Origin of the sequence: Vitreoscilla filiformis, from assembly GCF_002222655.1 — a bacterium.
In the GTDB taxonomy this organism is placed as follows: domain Bacteria; phylum Pseudomonadota; class Gammaproteobacteria; order Burkholderiales; family Burkholderiaceae_C; genus Ideonella; species Ideonella filiformis.
The window spans coordinates 19090-38676 of the sequence record NZ_CP022424.1 but is presented as its reverse complement, the minus strand read 5'-3'; the positions used below and the strand labels follow the sequence as shown (position 1 = coordinate 38676).

The window sequence follows — 19587 nt, the reverse complement described above, 5'->3', positions numbered from 1 at the left end:
CGCTGCCCCTTCCGCTCAAGCCGCCGGAGCGACGTGGCGCACCAGCTCAAAACTCATCTGGCCCAACTCGGCGCGTGTCAACGCCCCTTTGTCATCGGTGTGGACGCCGTGGGGCGCCTCCACAAATTCCATGCCGCGTTCGCGCAGCGCCGCCACGCTGACGCGCACGTCCGGGCAGCCAAAGGCCACGCGGTTGAGCAGCTCTTGCGGATCGGCATCCAGCGCATCCGGCGACGGCTCGATCAACTGCCAATACAAGGTGCCGCACGGGCTGGCCAGGATGCGGCCTTGCGTCAACACCCCGAAAGTTTGCTCGGGCGGCAGTTCAGCAAATCCGAACAGCTCGCCGTAAAACGCCGACCAATCCGCCAAACGCTCGAAACCGATGTACTGCACCAGCCCGAACCAATGCAGCCCACTCAGCGCCGGCGGCTGGGGGTTGACGCCGGGGATGGGCACGAAATCCACGTCGTAAATCGAGAACTCGCGCCAGCGGTCCACAAAGTAAATCCGGCTGCCGCCGACGCCATGAATCGCCGGGATGTTCAGCTCCATCACCGCCACCCGCGTCGGCACCGGCCAGGCACCGCGTTCGGTGACACGTGCCATCGCCGCCGCCGCATCGCGCACCCGGAACGCCACCGCTGCGATCACCGGTTGATCGTCAGGCATGGACACCGGCGCACCGTGCAAACCGCCATCGGCCACATCCGGATGCGCATTGACGATGACGTTCATCCCACCTTGGCGGTACAACAGCACCTCACGCGAACGATGCCGCGCCACCGGGGCAAAACCCAAGCGTTCCAGTTGTTGGCCCAGCGCCTGCGGGCGGCGCGTGGCGTATTCGATGAACTCGATGCCTTGGAGGCCCAGCGGGTTGGGCAGCTCGCCCAAAGTTTCGCGGTGGGGGAAAAAAGCGGCGGAGGAGTTCATGCGTCGGCCTCGCGTTGGGCGATGAGTTGATGGAAATGGCGCTCCATACGCGCCGCGTCGGGCGTGCGGCCCGTGAACAGCTCAAACGCACCCACCGCCTGACCCACGGCCATGCCGCCACCATCGGAAATCGGGCAGCCCAGGGCGCGGGCGGTGCGCAACAACTCGGTTTCCAGCGGGAAATACACCACTTCCGACACCCACAACCCACCGTGCAGCCACTCGGCTGGCAGCGGCAGGCCGGGCAGTTTGGCCATGCCCGTCGGGGTGGCGTGAATCAGGCCGCTGGCCCCGGCCAAAGCGTGCGCGGCATCCGGCGACGCGCTGGCCCGCGCTCCGGCGTAAAGGCGGTTCAGTTCATCCGCCAAGGCTTGGGCGCGACCGGCATCCGCATCGACGATGCGCAAACGCTCGACCCCCAAGCGCAACGCCGCGTGGGCAATCGCCGCCCCGGCACCGCCAGCACCCAGCAATGCCACCGCGCTCAAATCCGCTTGGGGCAGCGCCCGTGTGAACCCACGCGCCCAGCCCGAGCCATCGGTGTTGTGGCCGATGAGCTGCCCCTCCCGAATCACCACGGTGTTGACCGCGCCCATGGCCCGCGCTTCGTCGGACAGCGCATCCAAGTGTGGAATCACCGCCTGTTTGCACGGGTAGGTGATGTTCAACCCCGCAAACCCCATGGCCCGCGCCGACCACAGCAACGGCGCCAAATCGGCCGTGCTGCCACCGAACCGATCCAAATCGATGAGTTGGTAGTGCGCACGCAGACCGTGGTGGCGCGCTTCTTCCATCTGCATCGAGGGGGTGAGCGAGCGCTGAATCCCCGCACCAATGAGGCCCAGCAACAGCGTATCGGGTCGCGCAGGCGTGAGATCGGCCAGCGCCGGGTCCAAGACCGTGGCGTTCATGAACATTCCTTCTGAAAAACAAGGGCAGCGCCCGGCCGGGGCGCCACCTGTCGGGGGTTTACTTGCGCAGCTTGGCCAGTTCGGCTTGCAGCTCACCCAGCACCGGGCCCAGGGCGGCGCCGTGTTTGTCGATCACGGGCTTGAGCTTGTCGCGCAGCTTGGCTTGCTCGGCGGCGCTGAGTTCGGTGACTTGCATGCCGGCTTGTTTGAGTTCTTGCAGGTCGTCCGCCGACTTGTCGCGGTTGACCTTGCGTTGGAACACCGACGCCTCCCGCGCTGCATCCTGGATCAGCTTTTGATCGGCGGGGGCCAGCGCGTCCCACACCTTTTTGCTCATGATGAGCGACTGCGGGTTGTATTGGTGGTTCGTCACCGCCAGGTGTTTTTGCACTTCAAAAAACTTGTTGGCCAAGATCACCGAGAGCGGGTTTTCCTGCCCATCGATGGCTTTTTGCTCCAGCGCGGCGTACAGCTCAGGGAAGGCCAGCGGCGTCGGGTTGGCGCCCAGGGCTTTCACCCAATCGATGTTGATGGCGTTGGGGATGACCCGCAGCTTCAAGCCCGCGATGTCTTCCACCGTTTTGATCGGCTTCTTGCTGTTGGTGAGGTTGCGAAAACCCAGCTCCACATACGCCAGCCCGACGATGCCCTTCTCAGCCAGCATCCCGTGGAGTTTTTGGCCGAAGGGGCCATCGACCACGGCGTCGGCCTCGGCAGCGTTGGCGAACAAAAACGGCAGGTCGTACACCTCAAACGCCTTGACCTGCGACGCCAAGATGCCCGAATTCAGTTGCACAAAATCGATGGTGCCGCCTTGCAGCGCGGAGACGTTGGGCGCGTCCCCACCCAGCGTGCCACCGGGGAAGACGTTGACCTTGAAGCGGCCTCCGCTTTTTTTCGCCACCAGTTCGGCGAACTTGCTCGCCCCGATCTCCAACGGGTGGCCCTTGGGGTTTTGCAGCGCCAGTTTGAAGGTGCGCTCTTGCGCCCAAGCGGAACCGCTGGCAGCGCCCAGCGTGGCCACAGCAGCCAGCGCAGCACACAGCGCACGACGGGTGAAACGGATCATGGAATGTCTCCTGGTCAAGTTGAAGCGCGTCACGTTTCGACGCACGGCAGAGCGGATGCCTTCAGGCACCTCAGTTGGCAAACCATTTGGCGGGCACCGTCACCAGCGCGGGGAACAGCACCAGCAAGAACATCACGATGAACTGCGCCGTCATGAACGGCAGCACCCCCCGGGTGACCTCGTCCATCTTCATGCGGCCCACGCCGGCCACCACGTTGAGCACCGTGCCCACCGGCGGCGTGATCAGGCCAATGGCGTTGTTCATGATGAACAGCACCCCGAAGTACACCGGATCAATGCCCGCCGCCTTCACCACCGGCATCAACACCGGCGTCATGATCAGAATCGTGGGCGTCATGTCCATGGCCGTGCCCACCGCGATCACCAGCAACATGATGGCCATCAGCAACAGCGTCTGGTTGCCCATGAACGGCTCCAGCAGCGCAATCATCTTGCTCGGGATGTCCGCCACCGTGATCAACCAGGCGCTGACCATCGCCGCTGCCACCAAGAACATGATCACCGCCGTGGTTTTGGCCGCCGCCACGAACACCTCGTGCAGTTGCCGTAGGTTCAGCTCACGGTAAATCAGGGTGGACACCAGCAGCGCATACACCGCCGCGACCACCGCCGCTTCCGTGGGGGTGAACACGCCCATCTTCAAACCGACGATCACAATCACCGGCAACACCAAGGCCCAGGTGGATTCTTTGAGCGCGTGAACGCGTTCGGCCCATGTGGCGGGCGGCGGGGGCGTGACGTTTTCTTGCTTGGCCACCCACCACCATGCCACCGCAATGGACACCCCCATCAGCAACCCCGGCACGATGCCCGCCAGAAACAGCTTGCTGATCGACACGTTGGCCGCCACCCCAAAAATCACAAACCCAATCGAGGGCGGGATGATGGGCGCGATGATCCCCGCCGAAGCGATCAGGCCGCCGGCACGGGCTTTGTCATGCCCAGCGCGCACCATCATGGGCAGCAGCAGACTGGCCAGCGCCGCCGTGTCCGCCACCGCCGAGCCCGACAGCGCCGCCAACATGCACGCCGCCACAATCGCCACAAACCCCAGCCCGCCGCGCTTGTGACCCACCAGCGTCAACGCCAGGTTGACGATGCGCCGGCTCAAACCGCCCACGTTCATGATCTCGCCAGCGAGCATGAAAAACGGCACCGCCAGCAGGGGGAACGAATCTGCCCCGTTGATCACGTTTTGCGCCAGGATTTGCGCATCGAACATGTCCAGATGCCACATCAGCGCCGCGCCGGACACCAGCAGCGCATACGCAATGGGCACCCCCAGGGCCATGGCCCCGAGCAGCGAGCCCAGAAAAATGAAAATCGTCATGGTGTGTCTCCGCTTGTTCTGTGGTGCTCAGCGCTTTTTGAAGGTTTGGCTCTGATTCAGGTGCAGCTCATCGACCTGGGCCAAGTCTTCTGACTCCTGCACCATCACCAAGTCCTGCTCGCTGAGCTGGCCCGTCAGCGTGCGCCACAGCTCCAGCAGCAACATCACCCCGGCGGACACGGCAAACACCACCCCCGAAGCGTAAAAAATCGCCGTCGAAGCACCGGTGATCGGTGCTTCCACGTCCCAATTGATCTGCATTTGCTGCCATGAGCCGCTCAGCATCAGCCAGGTCATCCACAGCATCAGCCCTTGCGCCAGGCCCAGGCAGACGCGCTTGCCCTGCCGGCCCAGGCGACTCACCAGCATGTCCGTCCCCAAGTGGCCGTGCTCGCGCAGCGCCACGATGGCGCCCAAAAACGTCATCCACACGAACAACCAGCGCGACACCTCCTCGCTGACTGTGATGCCGGAGTTGAAGGCATACCGCATCACCACATTGCCAAACACCAGCAGCACCATCAGCGCCAACATTCCCACCAGCAGCCACTCCAACACCCGGCAGTAGCCGGCCAGCCATTTGTTCACCATTGGAACCTCCGCATCCTGTCAGGCCCGAATAATGTACGAACCAGTTAGTTTTTTGATGGGGAAAAACCCGCCCACGGATGTTCTTTCAATCACACCATGGGCGTGGTAAATCGTGCGCCAGCGCGTGCGAGCGTCGCACGCTCACCGCTTCACAACCGGCGCCAAGACAGGCTGAGAATGTCCCAGCGCTCCGCGATGACCAGCAGCGCATCGATGTCTTGCTGGATGTCGGTGCTTTCGAACGCGGCTTGGATGCTGATCACCGTGGTGCCGTGCGCCGTGCGGGTTTCGCTGACGCTGCGCAAGTCGCCTCCCCCTTGGCGCAACGCCGTTTCCAGGGCGGCGCGCACCGTGGCCGTCTGCGCTTGCTGGCATTCCAGCTCGAAGGTGAGTTGTTCGGTGAGGCTGTCGCTCAAACCCATGCGCATTTGCAGGCGCCGGGCAATCTCTCGCAGCACGGTGTTGGCGCCCACCAGCAGCACGGTGGCCAATGTGGCTTCTTCCACGCGCCCCAACCCGCACAGGGTTCCGATGGCCGCACAGCACCACAGCGTGGCGGCGGTGTTGATGCCCACCGTTTTGTGCCCCTCGCGCAGCAGCAGACCGCCCCCGATGAACCCCACCCCGACAACGATTTGCGCCGCCATGCGCACCGGCTCCACAAACCCGCCGGCGGTGGCGCTGCTCTGCATGAACAGGGCCGCACCCAGGCACACCAGCGAGTTGGTTTTGAGATCGACCAAGCGGCGGTGCCACTGGCGCTCCAGCCCAATGAGCGAACCCAGCGTCAGGGCCAGCAGCAAGTGGCCCACAAACACACTCAACGAAGAGGTATTCACAGCGCAGAACCTGCCGACCAAAACGCTTCGATGTGCCGCGCCAAAGCACTGAGCTGCTCCACCGACAGCGCACCCGGCTCAAATGCCACGCTCACCGCCCCTTGTTCACTCATGCGAACTTGGGCCACCGGGCGCCCCTGGCGCTGGATACTCACCGGCGCCACGGGGGGGGTTGTACGGTACAACCCCCCTGTCGGCGCTGGGGGTTGTACCAACTGCTCGAACACAGCCTTGGCAGGCAACTGGCCTTTGCGGGATGCCAGTTCGCGCGCTCGGGCTACCAGGCCGGGCGTGTCGGCACCGGCAGCGTCGTTCAGGGCTTTGGCCCAGCGAAACTGCAAATCCAGCGGCGACGCGAAGGCCTCCACCACCTCTTGTGGCAAGCGTGCCAACATCAGCGCCTTGCCCAGGTTCCCCACATCCACGCCCACCGCCTCGGCAAGTTTGCGATTGGACGGGAACAGCCCATCGTCCAATGCACGTTGGTACATCCGGCCTTGCTCCCAGGCGGACAAATCCTTGCGGCTGCGGTTCTCCCGATCCATTTCGACGAACAGGGCTTGATCGTCCAGCGCATCCACCACCGCCAGCACGGGCAGGCCCAACTCACGGCACGCCTGCAAACGGCGGTGGCCGAACACCACTTCGTAACGGGGCGAGTCGGTGTCCGTGGCGCCGGGCAGGGGGCGCACCTTGATGGGCTGCACGTTGCCACCGGCATGGCGGATTTCATCCTTGAGCTGGGCGTACGCCTCACCGCTGAAATTCAGCTCGTGGCGATTGGCGTAGCGGCTGCGGGCGATCAAGGTCGGATCGAGCCAGCGCGTCGGCTTGACACCCTCCCATTGAGCCAACTCGGCGCGCAGTGATTCGTTTTCCTTCAGCAGCGAGGAGCGCGCATCGTTGGCAAACGCCATGAGGGCCCCCGGCGCGGTTTTGGGCACAGGCAGCACGGCGGACGCTGGGCTGTCGGTTGACAGGGCGGAAGCGGCAGCCACCGGCGTCATGCCCGGCAGTTTGCTGAAGTCCAGCTTGGCAGCTTTGGAAATGAGCTTGTTGGACATGGCGTTCACGCTCCCAGTCGTTGCACTTGTGCCGCCCACACGGCTTCGATTTGCTGTTCGACCAACTCACACAAGCGGTCGTAAGCATCGCGGGCGCGGGAGAAGGTGCGGGCGTTCATGGCCCCACGCGGCAGGTCGTACACCGTGCCGAATTCGGCGGAGGCTGTGGCCGCCACAGCGGTTTTGGGGATCTCGATCGGCAGCACTTTTTCGGTGTAACCCTCCAGCACCCACTGACGCACCACCGAACTGGCCGCGTCGGTCGGCTCGACGCGTGACAGCAGCACGTCGATGAACTCAAACGATTTGTCCTGGCCTCGGCTGCGCAACAACTGATCGCACAAGTCCGAAAACAAATCCCAAAATTGGGCCGAGCTGGCAAAGTCCAGCGCGCTGGGTGGCAGCGGCATGAGCAGGCCGTCAGCCGCCATCAGCGCATTGATGGTGACGTAGGACAAGGCCGGCGGCGTGTCGATCAAGATGACGTCGTAAACACCCCGCGCTTCATCCAACCCGCGATCCAAACAGCGCCAAAACTCAAAACCTGGGTCTTGCGTCTGCCGAGCCGGCAAGGCGAACTCTGCACCGAACAGCAGCGGGGCGGCGCACACCAAATCGATGCCCGGCCAATAACTGGGGCGAATGGACGGGCTGAGGCTGGTCTGCTCCCCCGCGAACAGCGGCAAAGCCGTGTGAGCGGGTTCAACTTCCGCATCCGGCAGCACCCCGAACAACGTGGTGGCCGAGCCTTGGGGATCCAGGTCGATCAACAGCACGCGGTGGCCGCGTTGGGCCAGACCTTGGGCCAGCGTCACCACGGTGGTGGTTTTGGCCACGCCCCCTTTGAAGTTGGCGACAGTCAGCGTGGTGCCTGCGGCGCCTTCGGGGCGCAGGTGGTCGGCGCGAAATTCCCGCACCCACTCACGCGCCTCGTCCATCGTCCACTCGCGGCGGTTGCCGACCATGCGCCCGGCGGGCAGCTCGCCGCGCCAATCGCCCCGGGTCAGACGGTACGCGATTTTGCTTTTTTCGACCCCGCACATCTGCGCCATTTGTGCCGCGCTGACGCTGGGGGCACGTTTGCGCGCCGCTGGGGGCAACATCGCGGCGCGGATGTGGGTCATCATCGCTGAGATGCGGGCAGATTGCAGCTCGATGTCCGCCAAGGATTGGCGGCGGATCGGCGCTGTGGGCTCAGTCATGCAGACTCCATGAAGCAGTGATTCTTCGATTATCCGCCGATTGGTTGAAAAATCGAAAAATAACTGATCAGATGACGAACCTCCGATTGAACGACGATCCCAGTGTCATGTCATCGCTGACCGCCCCCTCACCCCGGCCCTCTCCCCCAAAGGGAGAGGGGGAAATGCCCTCAAAGCCCCTCTCCCATCGGGGGAGAGGGGTTGGGGTGAGGGGAATGCGTCGCCAAACACACCGAACCGACATTTGAGGCTTGACGCAACACTAGGCTTGACTGTTCTGCAACGCCTGCACCTGCTCGTGTTCCAGCAACCGGGTCATGGCGGCCCGCAAACCCGCCAAGGGGGTTTGCCACTGGGGTGCCGTGTCGTCCAGCGTGCTCAGGTGGCGCAGCACGTCTTCGAGCTGCATGGCCGCGTCGGCCAACTGTTGGGCCCCGAGGGTCAACGCAGCGCCTTTGAGGCTGTGGGCCACCCGCCGCGCTTCTCCTACGTTGGCTTGAGCGATGTGGGTTTGCAGGGCCGTCCAATCCGGCTCCAAGCGATCCCGCAGCATGCCCAGCAACCGCTCATACAAGGGCCGGCGACCGCCAACGCTGTGCAAGCCGGCCTCAATGTCCAACACAACCCGCGCCAGCAGCGGCTGGGGCAGGTCGGGGGTTGGTCTTTCAGCTCCCATGTCGTTCTCCTGTTGATTCAGCCAGCGCACCAGCACCGTCTGCAACACTTCCGGATCGACCGGTTTAGCGATGTGATCGTTCATGCCCACCGCCAAACACGCGGCGCGATCTTCGCCGAATGCGTTGGCCGTCATGGCCACAATGGGCACGGTGTCAAAACCTGGCAATTGGCGCAGTTGACGGGTGGCTTCTAAACCATCCATCACCGGCATCTGCAAGTCCATGAGAACCAAGTTCGGGCGCTGTTGCTGACAATGATGCACCGCCGCCGCCCCGTGGCTGGCCACATCCACGCGCACCCCCATCTGGTGCAGCAGCTCGCACGCGACTTCTTGGTTGATCGGGTTGTCCTCCACCAACAGCACCCGCACGCCCTGCAAACGCCGCAACGCTTCGGGCGAAGGCGGTGCCATGGGTTCGGGGTGAACCTGGGGCGGTGCGCTGGCCGCCCCCAGCCAAGCACTGAACCAGAACGTGCTGCCCTGGCCCAACTGGCTCGTCACGCCCACGTCACCGCCCATCAATTCAGCCAGGCGCCGGGTGATGGCCAACCCCAAGCCCGTTCCACCGAATTGGCGTGTGGTTGAGGTGTCCGCTTGGGTGAAAGGCTCGAACAGGCGCTGCTGTGTGGCCTCCGACAAACCCGGCCCACTATCCTCCACACTGAAGCGCAAACGCCAGCGGGTGGCTGGCGCCGGCGCGGGCGGATCGCCAGCATCCAGCGTCACCCGCAACACCACCTGACCGGTCGAGGTGAACTTGACGGCGTTGCCCAACAAGTTCAGCAGGGCTTGCGACACCCGCATCGCATCCCCCCGCAGCGCGTCGGGCCAGCTTGGCTTTGAGGGAAGGTCTTGCCGCAACACCAACCCTTTGGCCTGAGCCCGTTCGGCCACGAACGCCAAACTGCGCTCCAGCAAAGCCGACAAGGAGAAATCCACCTCACTCAACTCCAGCCGACCAGCTTCAATTTTGGAGAGATCGAGGATGTCATTGATCAACCCGAGCAGGTGGTGGGTGGCATCGGCGATCTTGCCCAAGCGCTGCTGCACGGTGGGCGTTGCAACCTCCCGTTGCAGCAAGGTGGTCAGCCCGACGATGGCATTCATGGGCGTGCGAATCTCGTGGCTCATGTTGGCCAGAAACTCACTTTTGGCCCGGGTTGCTGCTTCGGCCACCTCGGCGCGGCGGGCCAGCTCGTCTTGCATGGCGGCGATGTGGCGCTCGCGGGCCTTGCGCTCGCTGTTGTCCACCAGCGTGGCGCGGTTGGTGACGAAACGCCCGGCACTGTCGCGCACCATGTCCGCGCTGATGAGCACCGGCAACAGGGTGCCATCTTTGCGCACAAAGTCGTATTCCAGATCGCGCACCCTGCCGGTACGCATGAACGTCTCGAATCGACTGTGGAACAGCGCTTGACTGGGCGGTGTCATCAAATCGACCAAAGGTCGGCCAATCAGTTCGTCGCGCTCGTAACCCAACATCGCCAATTCGGTGTCGTTGACCGTGACGATGCGGCCCTCCGGATCGAGCGAGTGGTAGCCACAGGGCGCATGGTTGTAAAGGTCTTCAACCTCGTGGGCTTTGGTGCGCAGCCCGGTGTTGGCCGCCAACAACTCGCGTGTGCGCAACGCCACTTTGTCTTCTAAACGTTTGCGTTCTTGGCGAATGGTTTCGGCCTGGGCCTGGGTGTGCCCCAGCAATTGGTTGAAGTTGTCCAGCAACACCCGAATTTCGGGGCTGCCCGTGCTGTGCAGGGGCGGCGGCAGGTTGTCCAAATCCTGCAACCGACCCAAATGGCGAGCGGCTTGCTCCAGCGGCGCCAGCTCACGGCGCAACACCAGCCAGCACCCCAGGCCCACCAGCACCGCCAATCCCGCTGCTCCGGCATAGATGCGCCAACGCAACACGTTCAGCGGGCCGAATGCTTCGTCCACGGGCAGGTAACTGGTCACCAGCCAGGGGGCGTGCTCCAGTGCGGCTGCGACGCCCAGCATTTCTTCTCCGGCGCGGCTGTGCGTTGTGCCGGGGCCGGTGTACCCGGCCAGACGGCGATCCAGCAGCGGATTTTGGCCAGGTTCGGGCAGGGGCGTCATCGTCCAACTGGCGCGGGTGCTGGTGACGAACATGCGGCGCTGCGTATCAATGACGTGAAAACCGCCCTGGGCCCCGTTGCGCACCTCGTCCGCAAAATAAAACACGCTGCCCGGGCTAATGAGTTCAGAGCCGCACAGCACACCCAGCAACTCCCCCTGTGCGCTGCGCAAGGGCATGGCCACGATGATCACCGGTTGATGAGCAAAACGCCCGATGCGCGACTCGACCACTGCCGCGCCGCTGCGCATGACTTGCACGAAGTAAGAGGTGTCCGCGTAGGACGTGCCCGTGTGATGACGCATCGGTACTTCCGCCACGCGCTTGCCTTGCCGATCAAGCACATACACATCGCGCCGAAACAAGGACTGAAGCCCCCGCAAGTGTTCAACACCCGCTTGCACGGCGGGCTCTCCCTGGGAGAGTCGCACAGCCATGTCAGGGGCGACGGCCAGCAGTGCGTCTAAACGCAGGCGCAGTTCGTGATCCAAACTGCGGGCGACAAAATCGACCGCCGTTTTTTGCTGGTCAAAAATCATGCGCCCGTAGTCATCGCGCAGTTGGCGGACGACGCCTGCCGCCAATCCGCCCATGCCCAGGGCCAGTGTGAGGGCGGTCAGCAACGCCAGTTTGAGTTTGAGCGGCCAGGCACTGAAATGGAGCATGGTCAAAACGTGGCTAGAGGGCGCCCGTGCCGAATTCAACGTCCAGAGCTTCGGCCAACCATGGCGCCACGGACAGGCAAATGTCCAGAGTGTGACGCACGCGTTCGCCGGATTCTGGCCGTGCTTCCAACTGGGCCACACTTTGGACAAACTCGAAGCCCATGTCTTGCGAACGTTCCGTGCTGCCGCGTAACTGCACGTCCCAGGCGCCCCCGTCTTCTTGGGTGCCTTGCAGATCGGCATGTTGCCGGTGCAGCCACGCCAAGAGCTGGCACGCTTCGGCTTGTAGCGCCGGCCACTGGTGGGCTGACACGCTGGCCATGGCTTCCAACGTCACACGTTCGTGGGGATCGCCCGACACGTCGAAGTGCAAAAAACGCAACGGTGTCATGTGGGGGCTCCCGAACGGTCTTGACGAACGTGACGCACCACCATGTCAATGATGCTGGCACGCCGTGCGGCCATGGACTCGGGGCTGTCCAAGTCGCGCTTAAAAATGAGCGAAAACGTGGCCCGATTGGAGACGTTGAAAAAAGCCAATGCCGAGATGGACATGTGCAAATCCACGGGATCCACATCGGGCCGAAACACCCCTTGTGCCACCCCGCGCTGATAAACCGCCTCGACCGCATGAATGGCCGGCACGTTCAACTCTTGGATGGTGCGGGACTGGGCCAGGAACTGCCCGTCGTGGATGTTTTCCGTCATGACCAGGCGGATGAAGTCCCGGTGGTTGTGGTGGTGATCGACCGTGAAACCCACGAGGGTGCGCAACGCTTGCTCGGGCGCCAAGTCGGCCAGATGCAACTCGGACTCGATGCGCCGCACGCGCCGATATGCCTCTTCGAGCACGCGCACGTAGAGTTTTTCTTTGCTCTCGAAGTAGTAGTAGATCATGCGTTTGCTGGTGCGGGTCAGCGCGGCGATCTCGTCGATGCGAGCGCCGGCCAGGCCTTTGGCCGCAAATTCGGCGGTGGCGACTTCGAGGATGTCGGCCATCGTGCGTTCGGGGTCGTTGGTGCGGGCGGCGGTGAGCTTGGCACCGGTGGCAGAAAGATGTACGGTCTGGTTCATGGCCGTGCAAGCATAAGCCGTTCGCACCGGACTGGGCAGTGCGCTTGTACAAGCGCATGCAGCGCTTGATATCAAGATTATCGAAATAATCTTGCAGCAAAAAACAACCGTCAAATTAAGCAGCCTCAATTCAACCACCGACAGCCATCATGATTTGCCCGTGCTCAACAACCCGCTGCAACGCCGATGGCTGGCTGTACTCGCGCAAGGTCGGTGGGCTCGGCTGTGCTTCCCACATGTAAGCCTCTCCGCATCATAATTTGCGTATATCCTATATAAATGGACACACCCAACACGCTCAACGCTCCTCCTTTGTGGGAACTGAATCCACGCGAAGCCTGCCGACGCTGGTTACGACACCACGAGCACCTGGCCTACGCACCACACTCCATCGAGCAATACGCCGCCATGACCGGCGCCGCTGCCGATTGGCTACAACGTGAACGAGGGCGCAGCCTGTTGCAAGCCCACGCCGGGGATGTGGATGCGCTGCTCAGTAGCCTGCGCGGGCGTGGAGGCAAAACGGCTTCGGTGGCGACCACCAAACGGTATGTGGCGGTGCTGCGCTTGGTACTGAGTCATCTCCACACCTTGGGGCTGCGCAGCGATGATCCCAGCACATCCCTCACCCATCCTGCGGCTCGCCACGATCTACGGCGCCAAGCGCCGCGTTTTCTCAGCCCGGATCAGGTCACGCGCTACATCGATTGGGTGCTGGCTCAACCTCGCCCACATTGGGGAGATGTTCGCGACGCGGCATTGCGTTTGCTTTACCTGGCCACGGGCATCACCGTGCAAGAGTCTCGGCAGTTGCTGATCCACGACGTGTTGCCTGACGATGTCCCCGAACCCCAGGTGCGCATCCGAGCGGTTTCATCGGTGCTGGCACGCAGCATCCCGCTACCGCCTTGGTGTTGCCCTGTGCTGCGCGAATGGCAGCACGCGCATGCCCAACTGGCCCTAGAACCGGCGCTGGCTTTTCCGGCCCGCCAACGCTCCCCGGTGTTAGCTCATCACGGCAGCCGGGCGCGACCATACCCCATCAGCACCTCAGAAATCTACGACACGATCCGCCCCGCCATGCTCGCAGCCGGTTTCGATGACGAACAGCAAGGCCCACAAACGCTGCGCAATACCTACGCCGTCACGGCGTTGGCACTCGACGTGCCCATGGAGGTTCTACAGCGTCGCATGGGCCTGCACACACCTTGGTCGCTGGATGTCTTGAAGCGTGAATTGAAGCGTTCACGTGAGTGATTCTGTGCCGCTGCACCTTCACCACAAAACAACTCACTTTGAAGCGCTTTTTCGACGGGATGGCTCTTTCTTGTGTGCTTGGTATTTCGATAACTTGTTGATTTTAAAGAATTCCGAACTTCGGATAAGCTCAAACATCCGCCTGATTAGCTTGTTCTCGCAGCCATTGCTCCATGCGATCTTGTAGCTGCTGCCGGTGTGCTTCGGATGCAAACTTCAAGGTCAGTTGTGCGCCACGACCTTGGAGCTGTGCAAACAACTGGCGCCCTCGACGGATCACCACAGGCGCATCCGCTTGAGCACGTTCACGTACGGCACCGGTCACCCAATTGAGTGCCTGCGCCTGCTTGAGCTGGCCTTGCACCACTTGTTGCACCGCTTGCGTCACCGCCTGAGGACGCTCTTGTGCCCACTTGCCCAGCTCCTCAGCCAGCTTGGCCCCCACCGTATGCGGGGCCTGCTCGATCAGCGCCAACGCTTCGACCGGCAACCGCTCAAAGGACAACAACGACGCAATCTGCGATTTGCTCACCCCAGATTTGCGCGCCAACGCCTCGACCGTCATCCCCGTGGCTTTCTTGAGCTGGGCAAATCCGAGGTACTTGTGATAGTCGGACAGGTCTGGCGCCATCAGGTTGTCGAAGAACACCAGCGCACGGGCTTCCTCGTCATCCACGTCGAGCAACACGGCTTCAATCTGGGCACGCCCCAATTGCCGATACGCCGCGACACGGTGATGCCCTGCAATGATTTCGTACCCATCACCCAGCGACCCGCGCCGAATCACGATCGGCGTGTTCAACCGGTTCTCGCTCAGGTGCCGCACCAGGGCTTGCACCCGTTCGTCTTGAATCCCTCCGGTTTGAAACGGACTGGGCTGCAAGTCGTTCAGCGCCACCTGCAAGGCCCGACCCTCGCTGGCCCGGCGACGCTCCAGCTCCGCTTCCAATTGTTGATAGCCCGCTGAGAATTGGGCCAACTGCACCGGTGCGCCAATCGAGCCACTGCCACGCGGTTTGACCGGGCGAATGGAGGTGTCTGCCAAGGCGGCGGTGATGTCGGCCAGATGTTTTTTCACGCTCATGGGGTCAAGCCTCCTCAATGCGTTCGTGCCACAGATTGCGGCGGGTCATCAGATCCACTTCGGTGACGAGTTTGTCAAACGCAACGCGGGCACGCTCGTAGGTCTTGGCATTGCCCACGTATTTTTTGATGTCGTAGACCGTGGCAAATTCGGTGCTGCCGGTTTTGATGGTCTCGGTCAGCGGGATCTCGCTGGTCATGACGTACTCGCCATAAAACATCCGGATCCACTTGAGCATCTCTTGCACCGGGGCCTTGTGGGCTTCCACGCGGCTGGGTACCACCCCCAACCAGGCATAGGTTTTGGGATCCCCTGACAGTTGCCGTGCAGTGCTGGCCAGTTCGGTGAACATGTTCCAGAACTGCACCGAACTCTGCAAACTCAACCCTTCCGGCACGATGGGCATGAGAATGGCATCGGAAGCCCAATAAGCATTCATCGTCGTGTAGCTGAGCGCGGGGGGCGTGTCGATGATGATGTAGTCGTATTCCGCACGGATCGGGTCGAGTGCGCGCTGCAACACTTCTAAAAAATTAAACCGCTTGCCTTCGGCTTGTGCATTCATGGCTCGCAAGGGCAGGTAGAACTCACACGCAAACAGCCCCGTAGACCCAGCCACCACATCCACGCCACTCCAGTAGGTCGGGCGGATGGATTCGATCAGAGAATCCCGATGCCCCTGCGAAGTCGGCGGTAGCGCCAAAGGCGTGAAGGTTTCTTCTTGCTCCACGGCGGCAGGGTTGCCACCCAGCAAGGCTGTCATCGAGCCCTGCGGGTCAAAGTCGATGGCCAACACCTTGTAACCCTTGAGGCTCAGTCCCTGGGCCAACGACGTCGCGATCACGGTTTTTCCCACGCCACCTTTGAAAAACCCCACTGTCACCACGGCACCGGGTTGATCGTCACGGCGCTCGTAGCGCAACCCTCCCAGATGTCGAACCCAGTCGATGGTCTCTTCCAGCGTGAACGAGCGGTGGGCACTGAGCTTACGGCCTTGCCCATCGGTGATCACGCCAGTGGCCAGCCCCCATTCTGGGGCTTTGTCGAGCAACCGCAGCATCGCAGCATGCGTCCGGTTGCACAGTGCGGCCAGTTGGGTAGCGTTGAAAGTAGGCGCATTTTTGCCCCCTGTTGGCTTGAACACAGCCGCTTTGATGCGCTCCATCATCGTGGTGGCGTGTTCATCCAGCGCTTCCAAATCGTCGAGGGTCACTGGCCGAATGACCGTTTCCTCTGTAAGCGCCACAAGCTCTTTGACCAAGATGTTTCTCCTTTGCGGTGACAAATTCAAGAGATCACGGCAATTCATCGCCGCCGAAGTCTCCAATACCCGCAAGACTATACGAGTTCACTCTTTGGAAATCACCGGCCAGGTTGTCACCTGTCTTCATCTTTTGGAAGATTAAGCACAAAAGCACTCACATCCTGGGCCACAGCCCCAGCACCAAGGCACTCACGCATGAGCACAAAAGCACTCATGCACATGCACCCTTCATGCCCCAAAACACTCACACAAAGCACAACACCACTCACGCATTGGCACATAAAAACTCACGTAAATGAACGCAACTCATTGATTTAAAAGAACAAAACAGTGCAGTAATCTGTTATCAATGATTTCAAACTGTATAAGTTCAAACTGGAAACAAGCTCGTTCATCCAACTTGAAATCTCCTTTCACTCACGTGAGAATGGTGCGCCTTGAATTTCTCACTGGCGAACAGACATGCCTGCGCGCGCTGCTTTGGAACCTTTTCTCACCGTTCCCCCTGCCGACCTTTCGGTAGCCGAAGTTCCTGACGGGGCTTTACGCCGCGCCAGCGGTGAGTTGCGAGACATGCGCAAGCCGGTCGAGATGGCTGTCATCGAACCGAAAACCCGCAAAATCAACCTGTGGAGTCGCAAAGCTTGGCTGTTTCTCGTCGCGTATTCGCTCACGCACGAAGGAACTTTGACGCAAGACGGCACGGTCTGGCGCGTGCCACTTGCCACCTTGATCAAAGATGCACGTTTCGGCAGCAAAGACCGCCGACACCTGAAAGAAAGCATCAAAGAGTGCCAGCGCACACTGGTCGAATGGTCGGGTTCTGCACGTGACAGCATGACCGGTCAAACGCGGTTATGGTCATCTACGCAGTTGCTGGGCTCTGTCGAGTTTGTGGAGGACGAACGGGGCCGAGCTTGCATTGAATGGTCTCTGCCACCTGTGTTGCTACGGCAACTGCGCGAGTACAAGCACTTTTACATGGTGTCGCTGGAAGTCGTGGCAGAGATCAAACTCAACTGCACATTGGCCCTTTACGAGATCATCTGTCGCTACAAAACCAACCCCAATGGGCTGACCATGCGCCGGCCCTGGCGCGAGTGGATTCCGCTGCTCACCGGTGAATCAGATGAAAGCGCCGAGCTGCGCATCGACATGAAAGCTGGCAAAGGGGCTAGCAAAGTTCGGCAACGGTACGGGGAGTACCGCTACTTTCGGCGTGACGTGGTGCAACGGGCGGTGGCCGAACTCAACGAGGTTCAGCAAGAGTTCACCGTCGAATCAGTTCCCCTGACACGCGGGCGCACCGTGGAGGAATTGCAGTTTCGCGTTGTAGCGCGAGACGCTCACGCCAGCACAGTGAAGGAGCACACCAGCCCCCGCCCAGCTCGGCGACACAACGCCCCCACCGCTGATGCCCCCGCCCTGGCCAGAGCCATCCAAACCGGTGCCAGTGAACACTTTGCCAGCCAGCTTTACCAAGAGTACGGCCCCGAACAACTGGCCCACAGCGCTGAAAGTGCGCTCACCACGCCTGGCGTGGTCAACCCTGCTGGCTTCATGGTGGCCAAACTACGCCAACAAGAGGCAGCCAAAACGCCCTCGCAAGCAGCAGCATCCGCACCGTCACCTGCCGCCTCGAAGGACAACACACCCGCTGCTCCGGCGGTGCGAACCCCACCAGGTTCCCTGCGAGAAAGCCTGGACTTCGCGCTCACGCGCTATCGCAACCGTTTGCAAGTGCTGGCCAAAAGCCGTTGGCCCCAATTGAGCAGCGACGCACGCACCCAATACCTGCACCGGTTTGAACGTGAAGTGGTCGCCACCACGCCCTACATCCGCAAAGACTTTCAAGCCAGTGGTCTGAAGAAACCGTTTGTGGCCGCCAAGTTCTACCTGTGGTTGGCGGAATTTCAAGCGCACGAATCCGGGGACGGCTGGACACCTTCCGCAGAAGTGCTGCTTGCGCACATGGTGGGCCAAGTGCGCGCAGGTGAAACCGGCTGAAACAACTCAAGCCTGCGGTAAGACTTTGCCTGGATTCATCAACCCATGAGGGTCGAGCGCCGTTTTAAGACGCAGCATCAGGCGATGGGCCACCGGATCGCGGCGCCGAGCGGCTTCGTCGCGTCGCAGCACACCCAGGCCGTGTTCGGCGGAAATCGACCCCCCATGGGCTTGCACCACGTCGTGAACCAAGGTGTTCACGCCAGGCTCCAGTGCCAAAAAAGCCGTCGCATGGGTGGGTGTGCATGCATCAACAGGGGGAGACAGGTTGAAGTGCAAATTACCGTCCCCCAAATGGCCGAACACCACCAAACGCAGCGCCGAGTAGTGGCGTGCCAAGGCATCGGACGCCATCGAGATAAAAGCGTCGATGCGTGAAATCGGCAACGAAATATCGTGTTTGATGGTGCGGCCCTCGGCGCCTTGGGCCTCCGAAATGTTTTCCCGCCAAGCCCACAAAGCGCGGAATTGCCCTTCGTTGTGGGACAGCACAGCCTCGCAGCAATCGCCGGCCTCCATGGCGGGGCCCAGCACGTCTTCCAACGCTTGGGCACAACTGGTTTCGTTGGCGGTCGAGACTTCCATCAGCACATACCAAGGCGCAGCTTCGCGCAGGGGCCATGCGGCGCCAGGCATGTGACGCTGCACCAGGGCGATGCTCAAGGGGTTCATCAATTCAAACGCTGTGAGCTGTGCGCCACAGCGGGCCAGCGCTTGGTGCAGCACGCGTGTGGCCGCTGTCGCGCTAGGGGCCGACCACAGTGCCACCGCTTGTGCCCCCGCAAGGGGATGAAGTTTGAAAACCGCTGCCGTGATCACCCCCAACGTGCCCTCAGAACCGATGTAGAGATCGCGCAAGTCGTAACCCGTGTTGTCTTTGCGCAGGCCGTGCAGACCGTGCCACACCTCGCCCTCGGCGGTCACCACCTCCAATCCCACGCAGAGCTCACGTGCAGTGCCGTAGCGCAGCACATGCACGCCGCCGGCGTTGGTGGCCAAATTGCCACCTACCGTGCAACTGCCTTCCGCCGCCAAGCTGAGCGCAAACAGCCGGCCCGCTTCGGCGGCCACCTCTTGCGCTGTTTGCAGGGTGACGCCGGCCTCCAGCGTGACCGTGTTGTTGTCCGCATCCAAAGCGCGTACGCGGTTCAGTCGCTTGAGAGACAGCACGATGCACCGCCCTTCAAGCCCTGGCACCGATCCGCCAGAGAGCCCCGTATTGCCCCCCTGGGGTACCACCGCCACGCGCATGTGCTGGCACCAGCGCACAACGGCAGCGACGTCTTCGGTGCGCTCTGGCTGCACCACGGCCAGTGCCGTGCCGTGCCACTGGCGGCGCCAGTCGGTGAGAAAGGGGGCCATGTCGGCAGGATCGGTGAACCAGCGCCCCTGGAATGCGTTGCGCAGGGTTGCCAAATCCACCGGAGGTAAAGCGTGTTCCACAGTGTTCATGGGGGGATGCTGCCTGCTAAGCTGCCCCACCGACATCCAATACCCCTGTA

At 61.9% G+C, this 19587-nt stretch carries 16 protein-coding genes; 2 read left to right on the top strand and 14 right to left on the bottom strand.

What is annotated here, in order from left to right:
- Positions 1-15 precede the first annotated feature (15 nt).
- From VITFI_RS16415 to VITFI_RS16370, 11 genes are all read right to left on the bottom strand, one after another.
- The gene (locus VITFI_RS16415) at positions 16-936 is read right to left on the bottom strand and encodes a 4-hydroxyphenylpyruvate dioxygenase (RefSeq protein WP_089418237.1); all 921 of its coding nucleotides are present in this window, start codon (positions 934-936) and stop codon (positions 16-18) included.
- Positions 933-1847: a shikimate dehydrogenase gene (locus tag VITFI_RS16410; RefSeq protein ID WP_089418435.1), complete on the bottom strand. Its 915-nt coding sequence runs from the start codon at positions 1845-1847 to the stop codon at positions 933-935. The genes VITFI_RS16415 and VITFI_RS16410 overlap by 4 nt, the downstream gene beginning before the upstream one ends.
- Positions 1848-1905: 58 nt before the next feature.
- On the bottom strand, positions 1906-2916 hold the full coding sequence (locus VITFI_RS16405) for a TRAP transporter substrate-binding protein (protein WP_089418236.1): 1011 nt from the start codon (positions 2914-2916) through the stop codon (positions 1906-1908).
- A 70-nt stretch (positions 2917-2986) separates the two neighbouring features.
- Complete coding sequence (locus VITFI_RS16400; protein WP_089418235.1) at positions 2987-4267, bottom strand: TRAP transporter large permease subunit; 1281 nt, start codon at positions 4265-4267, stop codon at positions 2987-2989.
- A gap of 27 nt (positions 4268-4294) precedes the next feature.
- Complete coding sequence (locus VITFI_RS16395; protein WP_089418234.1) at positions 4295-4858, bottom strand: TRAP transporter small permease; 564 nt, start codon at positions 4856-4858, stop codon at positions 4295-4297.
- 149 nt (positions 4859-5007) lie between these two features.
- On the bottom strand, positions 5008-5697 hold the full coding sequence (locus VITFI_RS16390; RefSeq protein WP_157725746.1) for an MgtC/SapB family protein: 690 nt from the start codon (positions 5695-5697) through the stop codon (positions 5008-5010).
- Positions 5694-6761, bottom strand: coding sequence for a ParB/RepB/Spo0J family partition protein (locus VITFI_RS16385; RefSeq protein WP_157725745.1), 1068 nt, complete (start codon positions 6759-6761; stop codon positions 5694-5696). Before VITFI_RS16385 ends, VITFI_RS16390 begins: the two co-directional genes overlap by 4 nt.
- Positions 6762-6766: 5 nt before the next feature.
- Entirely contained in the window at positions 6767-7963 is a 1197-nt protein-coding gene (locus VITFI_RS16380; protein ID WP_198301800.1) for a ParA family protein, read from the bottom strand.
- Between the two features lie 262 nt (positions 7964-8225).
- The gene (locus VITFI_RS16375; RefSeq protein ID WP_198301799.1) at positions 8226-11399 is read right to left on the bottom strand and encodes a response regulator; all 3174 of its coding nucleotides are present in this window, start codon (positions 11397-11399) and stop codon (positions 8226-8228) included.
- A 13-nt stretch (positions 11400-11412) separates the two neighbouring features.
- Positions 11413-11790 (bottom strand): hypothetical protein, encoded by a 378-nt coding sequence (locus VITFI_RS18290; protein ID WP_198301798.1) that lies wholly within the window; start codon positions 11788-11790, stop codon positions 11413-11415.
- Complete coding sequence (locus VITFI_RS16370; RefSeq protein WP_198301797.1) at positions 11787-12473, bottom strand: TetR/AcrR family transcriptional regulator; 687 nt, start codon at positions 12471-12473, stop codon at positions 11787-11789. Before VITFI_RS16370 ends, VITFI_RS18290 begins: the two co-directional genes overlap by 4 nt.
- Positions 12474-12752: 279 nt before the next feature.
- Here VITFI_RS16370 and VITFI_RS16365 point away from each other — a divergent pair, with 279 nt between their 5' ends.
- Entirely contained in the window at positions 12753-13730 is a 978-nt protein-coding gene (locus VITFI_RS16365) for a tyrosine-type recombinase/integrase (RefSeq protein WP_089418230.1), read from the top strand.
- Positions 13731-13860: 130 nt separating this feature from the next.
- On the opposite strand, the gene VITFI_RS16360 is transcribed toward VITFI_RS16365, so the two are convergent.
- Together VITFI_RS16360 and VITFI_RS16355 are read right to left on the bottom strand one after the other, a co-directional pair.
- The gene (locus tag VITFI_RS16360; RefSeq protein WP_089418229.1) at positions 13861-14814 is read right to left on the bottom strand and encodes a ParB/RepB/Spo0J family partition protein; all 954 of its coding nucleotides are present in this window, start codon (positions 14812-14814) and stop codon (positions 13861-13863) included.
- 4 nt (positions 14815-14818) lie between these two features.
- Positions 14819-16075: a ParA family protein gene (locus VITFI_RS16355; protein WP_157725744.1), complete on the bottom strand. Its 1257-nt coding sequence runs from the start codon at positions 16073-16075 to the stop codon at positions 14819-14821.
- Positions 16076-16540: 465 nt separating this feature from the next.
- Here VITFI_RS16355 and VITFI_RS16350 point away from each other — a divergent pair, with 465 nt between their 5' ends.
- Entirely contained in the window at positions 16541-18085 is a 1545-nt protein-coding gene (locus VITFI_RS16350) for a replication initiation protein (protein ID WP_089418227.1), read from the top strand.
- Positions 18086-18091: 6 nt separating this feature from the next.
- Here VITFI_RS16350 and VITFI_RS16345 read toward each other — a convergent pair whose 3' ends face one another.
- On the bottom strand, positions 18092-19537 hold the full coding sequence (locus tag VITFI_RS16345; protein WP_089418226.1) for an FAD-binding oxidoreductase: 1446 nt from the start codon (positions 19535-19537) through the stop codon (positions 18092-18094).
- Between the last annotated feature and the right edge of the window lie 50 nt (positions 19538-19587).